This window comes from Methanosarcina sp. WWM596 (assembly GCF_000969965.1).
Taxonomy (GTDB): Archaea; Halobacteriota; Methanosarcinia; order Methanosarcinales; family Methanosarcinaceae; genus Methanosarcina.
On sequence record NZ_CP009503.1, the window covers coordinates 209,847 to 226,455 of the forward strand.

12 protein-coding genes, 1 tRNA gene and 1 pseudogene are annotated in these 16,609 nt (G+C 39.6%); 5 read left to right on the top strand and 9 right to left on the bottom strand.

All coding sequences use genetic code 11. The features are described 5' to 3' along the window. Positions 1-434: 434 nt before the first annotated feature. Together MSWHS_RS00940 and MSWHS_RS00945 are read right to left on the bottom strand one after the other, a co-directional pair. On the bottom strand, positions 435-1,529 hold the full coding sequence (locus MSWHS_RS00940; RefSeq protein WP_197074000.1) for a hypothetical protein: 1,095 nt from the start codon (positions 1,527-1,529) through the stop codon (positions 435-437). Then, positions 1,468-1,812 (bottom strand): hypothetical protein, encoded by a 345-nt coding sequence (locus tag MSWHS_RS00945; protein WP_048158650.1) that lies wholly within the window; start codon positions 1,810-1,812, stop codon positions 1,468-1,470. Before MSWHS_RS00945 ends, MSWHS_RS00940 begins: the two co-directional genes overlap by 62 nt. Before the next feature lie 449 nt (positions 1,813-2,261). Here MSWHS_RS00945 and MSWHS_RS00950 point away from each other — a divergent pair, with 449 nt between their 5' ends. Further along, positions 2,262-2,993 (top strand): hypothetical protein, encoded by a 732-nt coding sequence (locus tag MSWHS_RS00950; protein WP_231585527.1) that lies wholly within the window; start codon positions 2,262-2,264, stop codon positions 2,991-2,993. A gap of 91 nt (positions 2,994-3,084) precedes the next feature. Here the strand turns inward: MSWHS_RS00950 and MSWHS_RS00955 are convergent, their stop codons facing one another. Together MSWHS_RS00955 and MSWHS_RS00960 are read right to left on the bottom strand one after the other, a co-directional pair. Beyond that, positions 3,085-4,830 carry a VWA domain-containing protein gene (locus MSWHS_RS00955; RefSeq protein WP_048125279.1) on the bottom strand — a complete coding sequence of 582 codons (1,746 nt, stop codon included), beginning with the start codon at positions 4,828-4,830 and terminating at the stop codon, positions 3,085-3,087. A 45-nt stretch (positions 4,831-4,875) separates the two neighbouring features. Further along, complete coding sequence (locus MSWHS_RS00960; protein ID WP_048125281.1) at positions 4,876-6,390, bottom strand: AAA family ATPase; 1,515 nt, start codon at positions 6,388-6,390, stop codon at positions 4,876-4,878. 397 nt (positions 6,391-6,787) lie between these two features. Here MSWHS_RS00960 and MSWHS_RS00965 point away from each other — a divergent pair, with 397 nt between their 5' ends. Both MSWHS_RS00965 and MSWHS_RS00970 read left to right on the top strand, forming a co-directional pair. Continuing rightward, positions 6,788-7,531: a HesA/MoeB/ThiF family protein gene (locus MSWHS_RS00965; RefSeq protein ID WP_048125282.1), complete on the top strand. Its 744-nt coding sequence runs from the start codon at positions 6,788-6,790 to the stop codon at positions 7,529-7,531. A 224-nt stretch (positions 7,532-7,755) separates the two neighbouring features. Then, positions 7,756-8,694, top strand: coding sequence for a hypothetical protein (locus MSWHS_RS00970; RefSeq protein WP_048125283.1), 939 nt, complete (start codon positions 7,756-7,758; stop codon positions 8,692-8,694). A 105-nt stretch (positions 8,695-8,799) separates the two neighbouring features. On the opposite strand, the gene MSWHS_RS00975 is transcribed toward MSWHS_RS00970, so the two are convergent. The 3 genes from MSWHS_RS00975 to MSWHS_RS00985 all read right to left on the bottom strand — a co-directional run bounded on the left by MSWHS_RS00975 (position 8,800) and on the right by MSWHS_RS00985 (position 11,421). Then, a complete protein-coding gene (locus tag MSWHS_RS00975; protein WP_048125284.1) occupies positions 8,800-9,882 on the bottom strand; it encodes a hypothetical protein in 1,083 nt (360 codons plus the stop codon). Positions 9,883-10,708: 826 nt separating this feature from the next. After that, positions 10,709-10,812: transfer RNA gene (locus tag MSWHS_RS19860), tRNA-Thr, on the bottom strand. Between the two features lie 312 nt (positions 10,813-11,124). Further along, complete coding sequence (locus MSWHS_RS00985; RefSeq protein ID WP_048158651.1) at positions 11,125-11,421, bottom strand: ribbon-helix-helix domain-containing protein; 297 nt, start codon at positions 11,419-11,421, stop codon at positions 11,125-11,127. Between the two features lie 304 nt (positions 11,422-11,725). Here MSWHS_RS00985 and MSWHS_RS00990 point away from each other — a divergent pair, with 304 nt between their 5' ends. After that, positions 11,726-12,400: a hypothetical protein gene (locus MSWHS_RS00990; protein ID WP_048158652.1), complete on the top strand. Its 675-nt coding sequence runs from the start codon at positions 11,726-11,728 to the stop codon at positions 12,398-12,400. A 602-nt stretch (positions 12,401-13,002) separates the two neighbouring features. Here MSWHS_RS00990 and MSWHS_RS18250 read toward each other — a convergent pair. Next, a complete protein-coding gene (locus MSWHS_RS18250; protein ID WP_052722521.1) occupies positions 13,003-14,157 on the bottom strand; it encodes a pentapeptide repeat-containing protein in 1,155 nt (384 codons plus the stop codon). Between the two features lie 128 nt (positions 14,158-14,285). Here MSWHS_RS18250 and tnpC point away from each other — a divergent pair. Further along, positions 14,286-15,740: pseudogene (gene tnpC, locus MSWHS_RS01005) on the top strand (IS66 family transposase). Between the two features lie 312 nt (positions 15,741-16,052). Here tnpC and MSWHS_RS01010 read toward each other — a convergent pair. Next, on the bottom strand, positions 16,053-16,550 hold the full coding sequence (locus MSWHS_RS01010; RefSeq protein WP_048158654.1) for a DUF4352 domain-containing protein: 498 nt from the start codon (positions 16,548-16,550) through the stop codon (positions 16,053-16,055). Positions 16,551-16,609: the final 59 nt, after the last annotated feature.

The window sequence follows — 16,609 nt, forward strand, 5'->3', positions numbered from 1 at the left end:
TAATTATATATCATTCAATATTATATGTTATCTATTATAATAACCATTGACCGTTTCAGCTTTCAAAAATCTGTCCTTTAAGGTTCTGGGATATGAATGTCCAGAATTATGTATCCCCCCATACTGTTTTAGCAGGGGTAAGGGTGATGTGGACAGGAAAATGATTGAAATCCAGGTCGAGAAAATTAAAAGGCTCCTTTAATATGCCTGATTCTTCGGATCTGTATTCCCAGGGGTCGATCAACAGATTCCAGGCTCCTCCATCATCCTGAATATCTGATGAAGAGGGAAATGGATCGGAAATGGATCGGGACTGAATCGGAAATGGATCGGAAATGGATCGGGACTGAATCGGGACTGAATCGGGACTGAATCTGAAAAAATGGAGCCTTTTATAGAAAAATAAACCAAAAAAAGGATGGAAAGGGGGTTGTTTATTCTTTAGCGTCCCTGATTGTAATTGTGTAATCAAAGTTTTCAGTGTTTTTGGGAAGGATTGAAAGCGTCCATTCGCCTGTAGCTCCCGGAACTGTATAGGTCTCTACAAACGTTGTGGTTCCACCCCGATAGCTTCCATGGTTGGAAGTTTCCATGCCGCCTGCGATTCTGGCGGATACATATGAAAGATACGGTTGTTGATATGTGTCATCTATTATGTTTACCGAGCCGCTGTATTTCGTGCTTACGAGAGTGGGTGTTACCTCGTTTCCAGAGGGGTCTTTCAGGCTCACCTCAAAAGAAGAAGCAAGGTCCCGTTTTCCTCCTGCGGTGTACAGGCCGTATCCGTACCGATAGGCGCTTACCTCTATGTTGATGGTGCCGTTAGTCCCGGCTTTAAAGGTGGCTTCATAAGGCTTTTCGAGGATCGGGAGAATTCGGAAATTAAGGGAAACTTTCCCTTCGTATTCTCTGATCCCGGGATCATCTATGTTAAGGTCAAGGCTTCCTGTGTAGCTGCCTTTTGCATCTGTTGGAACTTTAAGTGTCAGCTTTACAATGGATGTTTGGCCTGCTTTTACCTTTTCCGGGGCTTCGACATTTATCGCATCATTTCCGAAGGCATATGTTACTCCTCCGTAAGGAGAGATGCTATCGTAATATATGATGTCTCCTCCCTCTGTAAGCTCAGGGGATATTGCAATATCTGTACTGCCCGTGTTCCGGAGTTTTATCTCATAAGTATAGGTATTTCCTGCTTTTACAAGGTTGTTGATGTAAGGTGTAAGGATCTGGACTGTGGGCGGGACCCATACCTGCAGGTTAAGCTGCATTGTGCCCGGAAATTTCGAATAATAGCCTGCTACATCTCCTTCAGGCACATCTTCCGTAAAGGCGATGAGTATGGCATAGTTCCCAGGTTCTGCATCTCCGGGTACGTTTACCTCCACCTCAAACTCCTCTTTTTCTTCCGGGGCCAGGTCCTTTGCGGAGGGGCTTATGCTGACCCAGCTTTCATTTATGAAGTTTTCAGTAAGGGATGATAACAGGTCCGGGGTACAATGCAATGGTTTTATTGTCTTTGTTTCCAACAGTCACAGTAAAGTTTTTACTGTCTCCTGGCTTCAGTTTAAGGTACTGATAAGCCGGATCTACACTGATTTTTTCAAACTCGGGATACCCGGGATAATAATCTCCAGCATAAATTCCGGATGCAGCACCAGAGCTAGTTGCCACTTTCATCTTCATCACTTCAATTTCTGCAGGCGCAGTCGTCTTTCCTGCCCCTGCCCCTGCACAGGCATTTGAGAGAATGGATACGAGAAGGAGCCCGCATATGACTATTTTCAATGTCTTTACATTCTGTATACTCATGCTTTTCACCTCGCCTGATATTAACTAAAGCATGAGACTTATAAAAAAATTATCTAATCTACGAATCAATCTGCAGTTCTTTTTGAAAAAAAAGGAATTTAAGTGCTTTTTTTCATTTATAACCTTTTTTGTGGGCTTATTAAAGTAAAAACCGTTTTTATGCTTTTTTATTATTTTGTTCTCCTTTCCAGTACGATATTTATATGATGTTTATATGATGTTTCATTACTACAAGCGTTTCAGTATGATATTTCCGGGTTTACAATATTCTTGTACGATAACTCGGGATTTCGCCGCAATGTAAACAGAAAAAGATATTAAACCCCGGAATGAAATCTGTTTATGTAATTACGAACTATGTATGTGGTAAAAATGATACTGAAATCACTTCAGGCGATGAACATTTTCGGTAAAAATCGAGTAATTCTTGCTTCATAACAGGCATGGATGTGATTTTCTTGCTCAAAAATAAACAGGACATATTCAGGAAATTTTCAAATTCCGGCAGCAGGCTCAGGAAAAATCGTGGGTCTGGGAAGGATTCTTTACACGACTCTCTCATGTGGTCCTGTCCTGTAATTGACGCCGACTTTGTTGAGGTTAGCGAAGGTCCTACATTTGATGGAGATTATTCTGCCGAACCGGATCCCGAACTGATAGAAAATCTCAGAGAATACCTTGGAACAAGATCTAAAGAGGAAATCACTGAAATCTTTGAAGAAATTCGCAAAATCCTGGAAAGCAGAAATTCCGAAGGCAGATTTTCAAGAGACCCCAGGGGGAGCTCTTATGATTACGAAAAAGAGTGGCTGAAAGATATTCCGGGAAGAGCTTTCAGGACGGTTTCGAAAACTGCCTCCTGTGGGAGGGACCGGGTAATAAAAATCTCAAAAACCGTCTCTTCAAAAGCCTCAACAATAGCTTCCGACAGTAAGGAGTCAGTAAAGGGCTCTTCGAAAAAACTTAATGATAAGTGGAGTAATTTAAGTCCCCGGGACCGCAAGATGATCTCTGAAGTGATAATTACAGTGATCGAAATTGGTCTGCTTAAGAATTCCAATAAAGGTAAAAAGGCGGCATTTGTTGTTCTGTCAAGTATTTACAAACACCAAACGCCAGGTAAGAAAGATCTTGAAGATTTCATAGAAGAGATGAGCAGGCGTTTTAAACGCAGACGTTAATTGTAAATCTTTGATCCTGTTTTTATATGAAACCTGAGTTCTCGAGAATTCCAATCTGTATGAAATTCACTATTTCTATTTCTATGACCAGTTAAACCCCCCTCACAGGTCTGCTGATTGCTTTTATAAACCTTGCGGGGCTTTCTTCAGCCTGCCAGTTTCCGGCATCAGGGATAATATAGGTATGGTCTGAGACCTGGTCCAGCCCTCCTGCATCATAGTTTCCTATTATCAGGGAAAATATGCGGGCTTTTCTTTCGGCTTTTATTTCATTCCATTCCCGGATAAGAGGTATTTCTGAGAGTTCGGAAGCACCGTCGGTAAGGAAAAGGAGGTCTGCTCCCTGATAGGCTTTTTCTTCTTTTATTGCTTTGAGCCCTGCACGAAGAGCCGTATTGAAGTCTGTTCCGCCCCCGAAAGTATATTTGAGAAAGTCCAGAAACTCTTTACCCATGCGTTTTTTATCTGTAAGTTTGATCTCAACTGTCTGCCATTTCGATGAAAAAAGAATTACTTTGACATCCCTGTTTTCTCTTAACATCCTCCTTGTAATTGCCAGTACCACGGCTTTTGCAAAAATTTCAGGGGCTCCACGCATGGAGCCAGAGGTATCAACCAGGGCGACCACAGATCCTTTTCTCTTTTTTCCTGCAGAGTTTGAGTTCCAGTTTTTCCCTCTGAGCTGGTATGTAAGGAGTTTTTCTTCGATCATGTCAGCATAGAACTTGAGCTTCAGGATGGGGTGTTTGAGTTTTACGGCTTCTACCGGAAGCAGGGTCTGGATCTCCCCTGAAAAAGTAATTGAGTGCACTTCACTTTTGCTGTGCGGCGACAACTGCAGTTTCTTTGAGCCGTACTCAAGCTCAATTCTGCCAACCTGTTCGAGAATCTCATGCAGGTCGGAACTCTTCCTGAGAATTGCTGCATATTTTTCAAGGTTTTCGAAGTATTCCCTGTGAAGGGCCTGTAAAGAGTAGTCCCACATTCTTCCTGGAAAGAGCATGGAGAGGATCTCAAGCATTTCCAGGTGGTCTTCGAGGACAGGGATAAGCTCCTCAAGCTTTGCAGCTATCCTTTCTCCTATTACAGAGTCAACTGCTTCTCCAGCTTTTTCGCTGAACATGAATTCCAGGGTCATTGAGGCAAGTCTTTCCAACGCTGCAGTGTTTTCAGGCTCCTGGCTCTGTTTGCTCTCTATCCGATCTTCATCATTTTTATGGAAATTTCCCTGGCTATTATTTCCTGCTCTCTGGTTATCATCTTCTGCCTTTTTTCTGTCCTGCCATTCGTTCACATTTCTCTGCCAGTCAGAGTATTTCGGGCTTTCAGACCTTTCCAGCCTGTTCCTTTCCCATATGGCTTGAGTTTCACTGATCAATTCTTTCAGGGCTTTCAGACTCTTTTCCAGCCCTTTCTGGGATTTTTTGAACAGGGTCTGTTCTATTTTTTCGTAATCTTCAAGAAGAGTAAAAATTTCTTCCAGCAGACTTTTCAAGAGAAAAATCCCTGCCATACGGTTTGCTCCTGCAAGGGTTTTTACTTCTTCCCAGACCTGCTGGTTTCTCATACTGAGGAAAATCGGATAAAAAACTCCAAATTTCTCCATAAAGCGTTTTTCGTCTTTTATCTCGTAGCTTTTTCCTGAGAGGAGTTCATAAATAAGGACCTTGGCAATCTCTTCTCTGAGCCTGTGAGGCACTTTTCGGGGAGTTGCCAGAAATTCCCGCAGTTCGGTATTTAATATAGTAAAGGGATTAAACACCTGATCAAAATATAATTCCCTGCCTGATCCGGACAGGTCTTCGAAACCTTTTTTCGAACTTTTCGGGTTCTGCATATTTTTTGTTTCCTTTCTTTTTCGGACTTTCAGGAACTTTCCAATTCAGGAAACTTCTGCTTTTTTGAGTTCCACATCAAATATCTTCGGTTTTTCGAGCAGAGCCCGGATTTCTTTCAGATGGTTTGCAATTTCGTAAATATCAGTGTTTTTGGAACGGTATTTCATCAGGATCTCTTTGCTGTCCTGTCCGGAAACCCAGATATTTTCCCTGAGCGTATCCTCAAGGACTTTTTCTTCTTCCTGCACTTGCTTTCTGAAGTAGTTCAGTCTTTCTTCAAGGTTTTCGTACTCTTTTTCGTAGAGCCTCTTGTCTCCGTAGTCCAGGCTGAGTTTGAACTCAAACCCGTACTTCCGGCGGAACTGCTCTACAACTGCTTCAAAGCCCAGTGAACTGTTAATATTGTTGCCGTATTCAAGCCCGAAACTGTAGGTGTGGGTAGGGAACTCGGTGTGGTGTTTTAAAAAATCAAGGGCATTATTAAATGTGAGACTCTTCGGAGCTTTCACTCCTGTAAACCTGGAACTCTTCATGCCTCCGGTTACCTTTTTCTCCTGTTCAAAGCACTTGTTGCAGGACAGAGGGTCCGGAAGTTCCTGTTGCAGGCAACTGTAAACAGAATTTCTCAGGTCAAGCACGTTTTGTTTGAGCTTTCCGGTATCAGTACCTCCTGAGACAATCCTTTCCAGAATAAGTTTCCTTACAGTTTCCTTTTGCTCAGGGAGGTCCCAGAGCATGTGCTGGAGCAGGACCACAGTCATCCTGTTTACGCTGGTGTGCCCGTTTACGGCTGAAGCGACTCTGAGGACGTTTATAATCTTCTTCCAGCGCCTGTCTGAAACGAAGATATTGGAGTTCTTAAGCTCTCTTCTCAGCTCTTTAATAATTGCTCGAACTTCAGGGTCTACACGCATATCCCTTGCTTTCTTCTGGATTTCCTTTATATCTTCAACCGGGAGTTTTATTGAAGACATGAAATCCTCGGTATTTTCGAAAATAAGGGCTTCAAGGTTTTCTTCATGCTGAATATAATCCACGCTATACCTGAAAAGGAACCTGTCATAAAGCGCTTCAAGGCTTTCGTCTTCTTCGGGCAGTTCGTTGGAAGCCCCAAAAACGGAAAAGAGAGGAACATCCATGACCTCCTTGCCATTATGGTATTTTCTCTCGTTAAGAACTGTCAGGAGGCTGTTTAATATAGAGCTGTTCGCCTTGAATATTTCGTCAAGAAGGGCGATATGTGCAGTCGGCAGGTAGCCTTCTACCCTCCGGCTGAATTCGTCCTTCTCAAGCGCCTTTAGAGAAAGTGGTCCAAATATTTCTTCCGGAGTGGAAAACCGGGTAAGGAGGTAATGGAAAAAGTTTCCTCCTTCGATAGTTTCGCAGATTTTGTTTGCAAGCAGGGTTTTTGCAGTTCCCGGAGGGCCCAGCAAAAGAACGTGTTCTCCAGAGAGCAGTGCCAGCAGAGAACCGTTGATTTCAGCGTCTCTTTCTTTAAAGTAATCAGAGAATTCCTGTTTTATATTGAGGATTGTATTTTTTAAATCCAGAACTTTCATAAACTCCAAAACCTTTATATATCTCTCTTTTCCAGCATCTCATCTGTAAGCCTGTAAAAGGGTTTTGCAATAATAAATAGCAGTATCAGGCTCCAGTAATCTTAATAATGATTTAACTATTTTTATGTGTCCTGCCTTAATTAATTTTTCCAAAAAAATTCTGATTCTTAACCCCTTATTTTTAACCCCTTATTTTTAACCCCTTATTTTTAACCCCTTATTCTTAACCCCTTATATTCCTGCGGGTTGTCCGAAGAGGTTATGCATAAAGAATTCAATCATTACTGAAATGGTTTTAACTTCTCTGGATAATAAAGTTATTCGGAGAATAAATGGCGTTATTCGGAAACTAGCCAACAAAATCAATATTCGAGACGAATATTCTGGAAGATCTTTCATGAATGATTTTGAACATGAAAAATACAGCCGGCAAATTCTTCTTTTTGGAGAAGAGGGGCAGGAAAAGTTGAGAAATGCGAAAGTACTGGTTGCCGGTGCAGGCGGACTCGGAAGCCCCATTTCCACATATCTTGCAATAGCCGGGGTCGGGAAAATAATTCTTGCAGATTTTGATTCGGTGGATCTCAGTAATCTGAACAGGCAGTTTCTCCACCATGAGAAGGATATTGGAAGAGCTAAGGTCGAATCTGCAAAGGAAAAGCTTCTTTCTATGAATCCTGGAATCGAGGTTGAAACCATCGGGGAAATGCTTACCGAATCAAACATTGAATCCCTGATTCCTGAATGCGATATTATTGTCGATGCTCTTGATAACCTTGAAACCAGACATTTGCTCAACAGGCTTGCCGTAAAAAGGAGGATCCCTTTAGTTCATGGAGCAGTTACCGGATATGATGGGCAGGTAACTACGATAATTCCTGGAAAAACTCCCTGCTTTTACTGTATTTTCCCGCGAATTTCTAGAAAGGAAGTTTTTCCGGTTCTTGGAACAACTCCGGGTATTATCGGCTCTATTCAGGCAAATGAAGCAATTAAGTTTCTTATTGGAAAAGGAAAGCTTCTGGAAAGCCGACTCTTATTCTGGAACGGGCTTTCAGGAAATTTCAGTGAAATCTCTCTCTCAAAGTTAAATAATTGTCCGGTTTGTGGATCTCTTAATAAATCAAATGAATCTAAATAAGCACAAATACTCATAAATAAGATAATCTATAAATATATCGGAACCACTGTTATATAATAGAGGTGACTGGGTATAAATGTATTCACTGGGCATAAATGCACCTATACCTATTCAAAGGAAGGACGAATATTTGTTTTAATTTCCTGCTTATTGAACCTTTTTTTATATATCCTTAGTAATAATATCTTATAATATCTTATGGGATATATCGTAGGAGGATATTTATGAAACGGAAGGTCCCGCCAGTTGAGGCCAAAGGCGATAATTGGCAAGATTATTCAGGCTCATTGTCTCAGGGATTTTGCGATCTTAGTCCCTATGCCCCTTATTTCTCTTGTGCTTCTGTCCCGAACGTTCCCTATCTTGATCTAAAAATCTTTCGGGAATCCAGGGTTAAGTCATTGATTAAGACACACAGTAAGGATATGTACCAGCTGCTTGAGAAGGTTAACTTTGATGGGAAATACTACAGAATAAAGTGTGTGAATTCTGGGGAATGGGAATGCTGCTGGGACCTGGCTATCAAGGTTCAGTTTTTCGGGAAAATGCAGGGAGTGGTTCTTTATCCCAAACGTCTGTTTTCCCGGAAAGAAAAAAAGATTGTTTACAGGTCTGTAATCCTTGTTAACCCCTATCAGCTCTGGGACGAGGCTCTTGTAAACAAATTCTGGAACTTGCAGGAGAGAGTTGAATTCCTCATATCCAGAATCCTTTTCCACGAGTGTATTCATCTTATGATCTCACTTGGAAATACCCTGCCTTCCTGTTTTGGAAATACGGATATATATCTTGAGTTCAGAAAGATGTTTGAGGTCTCCAGTTCTAATAAACTTTTATCTGAGCGTCATGAGGTGGAGTTCCGCCTCTGGAGTCTTGTCCTTTTTGGAGCTTCAGGTTCCGAAAGTGAACAAGTCCTGCTCGGAAGAGTTCAGGAGATCTATGAATTTCTTATTAATGAAAAATACAGTAACCAGAAAACGGGAAATATTTTTCATTCCCCTTTTAAAAATGAAAAAATAGCCCGGAAATATGCCTGGGTGGCAGCTGTCAAAGCCGGAGGGGATGTCCATGTCAACAAAAATGTATGGAAAGTGGAAGTCCGCAGGCTCAGCATCGCACTTAGAGGGCTGTATAATGGGATTGATGCGCTGCTTGACAATTGAACAGAATGGGCTTTTGATCCTTCCTTCTTTTTTCCTCATTCTTATCCGGATTGACCTCATCTTTCCCTATTTTTATTCATATTGATTAATTGAGGATTTTTCTTTTTACCAGACCCCGTTGTTTTTCAGGGTCGCAAGAATATTTGTGAACTCGTTGTTGAACTTACATTTTTGGAAATCAGGGGTGTTCAGAATATTTTTCTTTATTTCCTGCAGTGCTATTAAAAGGCACATGTCGTTACTGTACTCGAATTCTTCTTCAGATGAGGTTATGCTTTCGGCAAGAATTTCGATGAACCTCGGATCAAGGTCATTTGTAATATAAGTGTCCAGGATCAAAAGATCTGAAATCCTTTTATAAAAATCGATTAGTTTCTGGTAATCAGGTAAGGAGTAAATTTTTGCTGTATATTTTTGTCTGTTGAGATAAATCAGGTAACGTGATATTGTATTTATTAAGTTCTCTGTGAGTTCGCTTTCAGGGAATGTAATTGGAAACCTTTTGAGTATTTTTGGGTACATATTGTTGTTATTTCGCACTTTTTCGAGGTTCCAGATCTCAGGAAAAACCCTTGATATTGAGGAGTTAAGTGCCGCTGTTACATAATGGTAGAGTGTGGGGTCCCCGAGAACAACTCCGATTCCATCTGAAAACACGTGGTTTCCGGCAGAATCGTAAGAAGCCTGCAGACGGTAGTGATCAGTAATGATAATTTTAGGCGTGTTAATATACTGCAGAAAGTTTTCACCTTTCAAGCGATAACAATCAGCTGAATCGAGCTCTTCTCCATCTGTTCCGAATGTATATTTGATTTCCATAAGCCTTTTATATGCCATCGGAAACCTTGCTTTCATTTCTTCTGGCTGAAATATCCTGTATTTTTTCCTTATGTCCTGGCCGAGGATTTCATAGGGCAGCATAAACCGATACTGGGTTGAGTGAATGGCAAATTCATTCGACAGGGCACCATCCATATAAGGATACATAAGTTCCTGTTCTATGTTTACGTTCCTTAACAGATCTCTACAGACATACGGGGCATCTATGCAGTCTTCCTTTGAAAAGCTCACTTTGTGTAAAAAATCATTTGTTGAGGGTACGCCTTCAAAGATTTCGATTGAGATATCCTCCAGAGTTCGAGGTATTTTGCTCAACCTTTCTACAATATTGTCCTTACTCCAGAACATATATCTCACTTCTTTTTTTATATATTTATGAAGTTTTGGGCAAATAGCCTCTCATTATTAGTTGCAATATCATATTATAGAATTCTATTTTGAGACACTGGATATTTGACCTTCAGAATCTTTGTATCAAACTTTAAATAGAATTCTTTATATAATAATTTATTTATAACGCAGGTTAACAATTGAATCTACTTTTCTCCATAATCTGAAAATCAATGAAAGTCGATCCCGCTAAGTCCGATGCCTCCTGTCCTTAAGGAAAAACTTTTAAAACTTGGATGAAATCCAGGTTTATATATAAAATCAGAGTTTTAACTTTATCTTTATCTTTATGTTTCCAGGCAAATTGTAATCATTACTCAGTGCATTGAATGCTGTTAGCACCACACTATAAGTCTTAGAACATCTGATTCGTTTAATCTTATTTATGCACCCGACTTTCCGCAGATGTCCTTTCAATTTTCACAATTTTTCTTGTAATCGTTTTTACTGAAAATCGCCCTGATAACTCAAAAGTGTGGTTTTGATATTTTCCAAAGTTTTCGGCTTTTTGCCTTCATTGAAAACTTCCAGTAACCATTTCCCTAAGCCTCAGTTGAGACAATAACTGTAAATTTTCGAATAATTCTCAAAAAACGATAACAGAATAAATGTTCTTTTTTAGAAGAAATCTGCGGAAAGTAAGATGCACCAGTGAAAAGTAGAATTTAGACAAAATTAGTAAAGTAGAATTTAGACAAAATTAGTAAAGTAGAATTTAGACAAAATTAGTAAAATAGAATTTAGATAAAATTAGTAAAGTAGAATTTAGATAAAATTAGTACAAAGCCTCGTGCGTGATTCTCAGGCGCAACTGCGTTGCTTTGGCCTTACGGCCACGCGACCTAGTGATTACAAGTCACTCGCTCTGCCGGGCTGAGCCAACGAGGCACAATGAAGCTGATTGCAGACTTATCTAAATATGTTCTGAGCCTATTTCTTTTATTCTCTCTAATATATAGTAAATCTACTTGGCCTATATATATGTGTTTATTATAGTTCTTCATGCAGGTCGATATATGGGAATTGACTAGCTGGTCCACGTTCGGAAATAGTTATTATGGATTATCTTGTAGGAACGGGAATTACAGAGGGCTCTGGTGTTCAATAACCCTGCTTCAAAAAAGTCATTTACTTATGGTTGCCGCACCTTGCACCCAACACTAGTGCCTCTGCTGAAATAATCCTGCATATACCCAAATTTCAGGAATCATCCTTGATACCCTTACGAACTAAAAGCTGAGCAGCCTCGTCCCTTGATATGTTTTTAGCCTTTGCAAAAGAATCTATTACCTTTATATCCGAGTCCTGCATGAACACAGGCTCTGCCTCTCCTTCACCCCAGTGCATTAACACGACATTTTTAATCCCAATTTTTGAAATTTGCTTCACGCAAAACTCGAGTGCATGGCTACGGCTGGAAAATATCTTTTCATCTACAAGCTTGTCCAGCCATTCTGTGAGTTCTTTATCCATTGATACACTGAAACGCTCTTTCATTGAGATGTGTTACGTTTACACAATAAATAAATACATCCATTAAAAGTGAACCAATCGTAACACTCAAATAAAAGAGAAACGTATGTATGATTAATACACCAAACGTAACACATTAGTGAAGGAGGATGATTTTGAACTTAAAATCACAAGCTGAAAAAACGACCACCCAGAAAATCACCCTGAGAGGTGAAAGATATGTGGAGTGAATTACCAATACACAAAGTGCCAACCAGTGACTCGCAATTCACTCTACAGCAGAACAATTGCTTTGATGCAATATTTACCTTTTGCAGGGGTGAGTACTGTGGCCTATTCCAATGATTCTGGGGTGATGGTCGAGCCATACGTAAGCCTGCTAGGAGAAACTGACCCTGAAGTCCAAAAACTGCAGAGCCTGCTGAACCATCCCACCATTAGGATGGAAATTGAAAGCATCATCACTCGGGTAATTGCAAAAGAGCACAACCTCCTCGAACGGCTAGACCTGCTGGAAGGATACCTCGGGGTAAGCGCCAAGACTCATTTTGTGGATATAGATCTGGACTGGGAAGAGATGGAAGACACAGAAAGGCTGATGAATCCACAGAAGAAAAGAAAGACTTTTACTCCACTTCCTGAGCGCCTCTCAGAGCTCGAAAAAATTGTTCTTGAAGGAAACGTGCCAAGGAGTGAAAACTCCCTTCTGAGCGGCAATAAAACGGTTGTCAGAGCAAAACTGGTTATGAAGGAGTTAAAAAACACAAAGCCTAATATGGCTGGAAAGATGCTCACCTCATCAGAAATCTATCTATTTCTTAGCTCTGAATCGGTCTCCGAAGAGTGCCGTATATTTGTAAAGAGGTCCAGCAGCAGAGCCATGATTCAAACAATAATGGAGAAAGTTGTAGAGCTGTATCCTGAAAAGGTCCGAAAGGGTAAGAAGAGGAAGGGAAAAGGAACTTCTTTTTTAATTTTAGAGGGGGTTGACAACGATTTTTGAGGTTACAGTACTCGAGAGGTACGGTAAACCGTACTTTACCATCCTTAGTACGTACGATCTGGGTAATCATTCGAGGGGAAAATGACATTTTTAGCAGGATAACGACAGAAGATTGACCTATCTGAAGGGTAAAACTGGAAAAGATAAGAAGAAGCTTATAAAAATAAGTTAAAGAGATTGACACGGTTAGAGGAGATTGTAAAAAGCTTTCATGATATTAATTGGTAGAAAATACGTTTCCCATACTTTCTTTTATGCATGACCGTACGGTACTCAGTAAGGTTATTTCAGTTGGATTGGAAGCTATTCTTTGGATTGGTTTGTGGTAACTGACACAGTGCCCCCCCCCCGTCAAAATCTTACAAACCTTTTTTTGAATACCGTGACCCTGGTGATTTCACTCGATATGGAACAGATAGAACAGATGGAACACTCCTAATAAAGAGCCTATGTAAATTCACAGGAAGAGAGTGATAAAATATAATTATATATTCTTCCCCCCTCCTCCTCTCTGTTTTACCCCCTTCTCTACAAGTGTTCTAACTGTTCCAAGTGTTTCCGTTAAAAAATAGTTTCAGTACATCAAACTCTAGTAATACCAATCATTCCTCAGTATTCTCAAAAAGGACAGGATACTTCTCTCTTAACGGTATTTCTAGCTCTGGATCTAATTTTGCATTATAAAGTGTCTTTGCTTTGGAAAGCTGGTCAATTGTTAGATATTTAGCTTTTTCAAAATGAGCCCCTTCAAGGTTAGCTCCTCTAAATATGGATAAGTCACCCGTAACCTTAGCAGACTTACTTTTAGGCGAAGTCAATTCCAGATTAATCTTCTTAAAATTTGCCCCTTCAAAATAAGCTCCTTCAAGATGAGCTTCTTCAAATACAGCTGATGAAACGTGAGTTTCTTCAAAATGAGCCCCTTCAAGGTTAGCTCCATGAAACATAGTCCATAAAAAATGAGCCCCTTTAATATAAGCTCCTTGAATAGGCATCACAAAAAAAGCCTTTTTAAGATGAGCGTTTCCAAAGTAGGCTCCGTCAAGATGAGCGTCTTCAAAGTGAGCGCCATCAAGATAAGCATTTCCAAAGTTAGCTCCTTCAAGATGACTCTTCTGAAAGTTGGCTCCATTTATATGAGACATTAGGAACAAAACTCCTTCGAAATGGGCTCCTTCAAAGTCAGCTCCGGCCAAATATGTATAACTCAGATCTAGGTGTTTAGAGTCATGAACTGGATCTAGTATTATAGATTCACCTTGTTTATAGTTACTTCTCCCAATAACGGTAAGAATTGCCTGAATATCCAAAGATATCTTATCTTGGCTTTCAGCTAATTCGACAGGTGAATTTCTCCTAACATAAGCTGTTAAAATTTCCATAATCGGCCAGTAATCCTTCTCAGACTCATTTGCAATTCTTTCAAGTGCATATATTCCACCTAAACGAATCTCTAGTTTTTCACTTCCTAACTGATCAACAGCTCTAGTAAATCGTTCAGTTACCTGGCCTTCTTGAGCAAGTTCGAAATCTTTCTGAAACTTTTCTTGGTCAGATTTGAGAGTAGCTTGAGCAAGTTCGAAGTTTTTCCAAGCAAAATAAATCCCAACCAGAACTGCACTGCCACCTAGTATTTGAGCTAGAGTAGAAATTAATTGAATTGAAGTTGTATGATACTGATTAATGAAATTAGCTTTTTCAGTTACGTTAGTTATTCCTAATTGTGATACTTGATTTTCAGGATATAAGAATGCCAAATGATAGATTAAACCGGCAATAAGTAAAAGAATAATGTAACAATTCAGGTAGCCTTTGAAAGGCTACAATTTTTCCTCTTTTCGAGGAAAAATTGCATATAAATTGAATCCTATTTTGTTTCGTTATTATGCTTACACGTGAAGAGATCCTCGTTATCTATGAAGCTGGTCCTGAAGCTGTAATTTCTGTAATCCAGAGACTTGAAACTATCATAGAAGAACAAGCTATTCGAATTGCTGAACTAGAAAAACGTGTAAGGATTTTAGAATCTCGCTTAAATCAAAATAGCAGAAACAGCAGTAAACCTCCTTCTACTGACTTTTTAGTCAAAGAAAAACCTAATCCCAAGAGTCTCCGGAAAAAGAGTGGGAAGAAACCTGGAGGTCAAGAAGGTCATCCAGGCACAACTCTTGATATGGTTAATGATCCTGATTAGGTAATTGAACATTCTTTGACCTGCTGCAAAGAATGTGGACATACTCTTGAGGATGTTGAAGTTGAAGCTTATGAGAGAAGACAAATTTTTGATATTCCTCCTGTAAATCTAATTGTTACGGAACATCGAAGTCAGATTAAGACCTGTACTCACTGTGGAAAATCAAATAAAGCTTCTTTTCCAGAATCTGTGAAATATCCCGTCCAGTATGGTCCTAATATTTTAGCTTCAGCAATTTACTGTAAAAACTACCAGTTTATTCCCTACAAAAGGATTTTAGAGTTTTTTGATGACGTTATGGGGATAAAAATCTGTTCTGCTACGATAATCAGAGCAGAAAAAGAATGCTTCCGGAATTTAGAGGAGTTTGAAAATGTGAGTCAGGAGAGGTTAATAACTTCTCCTGTAATCCATTGTGATGAAACTGGGATGAAAATTGAAGGAAAAAGGCATTGGCTTCATGTAGCTTCTAATGACAAATACACCTGTTATTTTGCTCACTCAAAAAGAGGATCAGAAGCAATTAATGCCATGGGAATTCTTCCAGAGTTTAAAGGAATAGCAGTTCATGACGGATGGAAACCCTATAACAGTTATGAATGTGATCATGCTCTTTGCAATGCTCATCTCCAGAGAGAACTTACTGGAATTGAGGAGAACTATAAACAGCAATGGGCTAAAGAGATGAATGAACTGTTAACAGAAATGAAAAAGTATACTGATGAGTGTAAAGAGCAGGTCAAAGATCTGGACTTTGAGCAAATTAAAGTGTTAGAAGAAAGGTTCGATGCTGTAGTCATGAAAGGGATTGAAGAAAATCCACCTTCTCTAAACCCTGAAAAACAAGGAAAACGTGGTAAAAATCCAAAAACAAAAGCAAGGAACCTACTTGACAGGTTTATAGAAAACAAAAAACAGATCCTGAGATTCCTCAATGACTTGAGAGTTCCGTTTGAGAATAACCAAGCAGAAAGAGACATAAGGATGATGAAATTACAGCAGAAAATATCAGGAACTTTCAGAACTATACAAGGAGCGGAAGCTTTCTGCAGAATTAGAGCTTATATCTCAACCATTAAAAAGAACGATTTACCTGTTATAGACGGTATTCTCGCGGCGCTCAAAGGAGCGCCGCTATTATTCTGAGAATTTCAGCATTTTGCTGAAAAAACATACTTTTTTATCAGTGGCTGAATAGTTACACAAAAACAATAGTTATCCGTGTCAAGAATTTTCGTTGATTTGGTTCCTCATTCGCTTTCTTTGGTTCCATGCTTCATGCCTTTGCTTAAAAGATTTAATTGTCCTTAAACTGTGAACTAAAATAAACATTATCATTTATACGCAAAAGATGAACAGATCGAGAAGCTGAGGAGAACATGCATGAGCAAGCGGTCCATATTGAAATTTTGATCTAGGAAAGCAGTAAATTAAAACAGACAAAATAAAAAAAGGGGATTATTCCCCCAAATAAACTATGCTGTATTCAGGATTTGGCTCCGTGGATAAGGCGCTCTGCAATTGATAAACGATTTGGAATATTTGATGTCCACCAGGACCCACCAATAATTCATTGTCCGCTATTGTCTGAGGATGATTTATCCCATCAGCGTAGGTAGCTGGTATATCCGGACTGTACATCATTCCATCCCATTCCAACGCCCACATATTAGGATTTATATTATAGGTGGTGTTTCCAGTGTTATTCATTTCAATAGTTGCGATTACAAAGAAACATCCCGGGTCTGCTGTTTTAAGTTTGTTTAGAAACGTTGTTTTCAAGACTGTTACGCTCACGTCATCATCGAGCGTGTGTTCTATTATAGGTTGAACCGGTGTAGAAGTGAGTGTTTGATTTCCTTTACTGTTATCAGCGTCAGTATGGACTTTTTCAGTACATCCAATACAAGACATTGCAAACAATATTAACAATATAATTGGGATCAATTTTGTCATGGTTTAGTTTCTCCGATTCGGTAAGAGATTAATAAACCAACTGGATTACTTAAGTCATT

What these genes read in the sequence shown, in the direction of transcription:
- MSWHS_RS00970 (WP_048125283.1), top strand. Translation starts at nt 7,756, where the DNA reads ATGAAACGGAAGGTCCCGCCAGTTGAGGCCAAAGGCGATAATTGGCAA.
- MSWHS_RS00960 (WP_048125281.1), bottom strand. Translation starts at nt 6,390, where the DNA reads ATGAAAGTTCTGGATTTAAAAAATACAATCCTCAATATAAAACAGGAA.
- MSWHS_RS01010 (WP_048158654.1), bottom strand. Translation starts at nt 16,550, where the DNA reads ATGACAAAATTGATCCCAATTATATTGTTAATATTGTTTGCAATGTCT.
- MSWHS_RS00975 (WP_048125284.1), bottom strand. Translation starts at nt 9,882, where the DNA reads ATGTTCTGGAGTAAGGACAATATTGTAGAAAGGTTGAGCAAAATACCT.
- MSWHS_RS00965 (WP_048125282.1), top strand. Translation starts at nt 6,788, where the DNA reads ATGAATGATTTTGAACATGAAAAATACAGCCGGCAAATTCTTCTTTTT.
- MSWHS_RS00945 (WP_048158650.1), bottom strand. Translation starts at nt 1,812, where the DNA reads ATGAGTATACAGAATGTAAAGACATTGAAAATAGTCATATGCGGGCTC.
- MSWHS_RS00985 (WP_048158651.1), bottom strand. Translation starts at nt 11,421, where the DNA reads ATGAAAGAGCGTTTCAGTGTATCAATGGATAAAGAACTCACAGAATGG.
- MSWHS_RS00955 (WP_048125279.1), bottom strand. Translation starts at nt 4,830, where the DNA reads ATGCAGAACCCGAAAAGTTCGAAAAAAGGTTTCGAAGACCTGTCCGGA.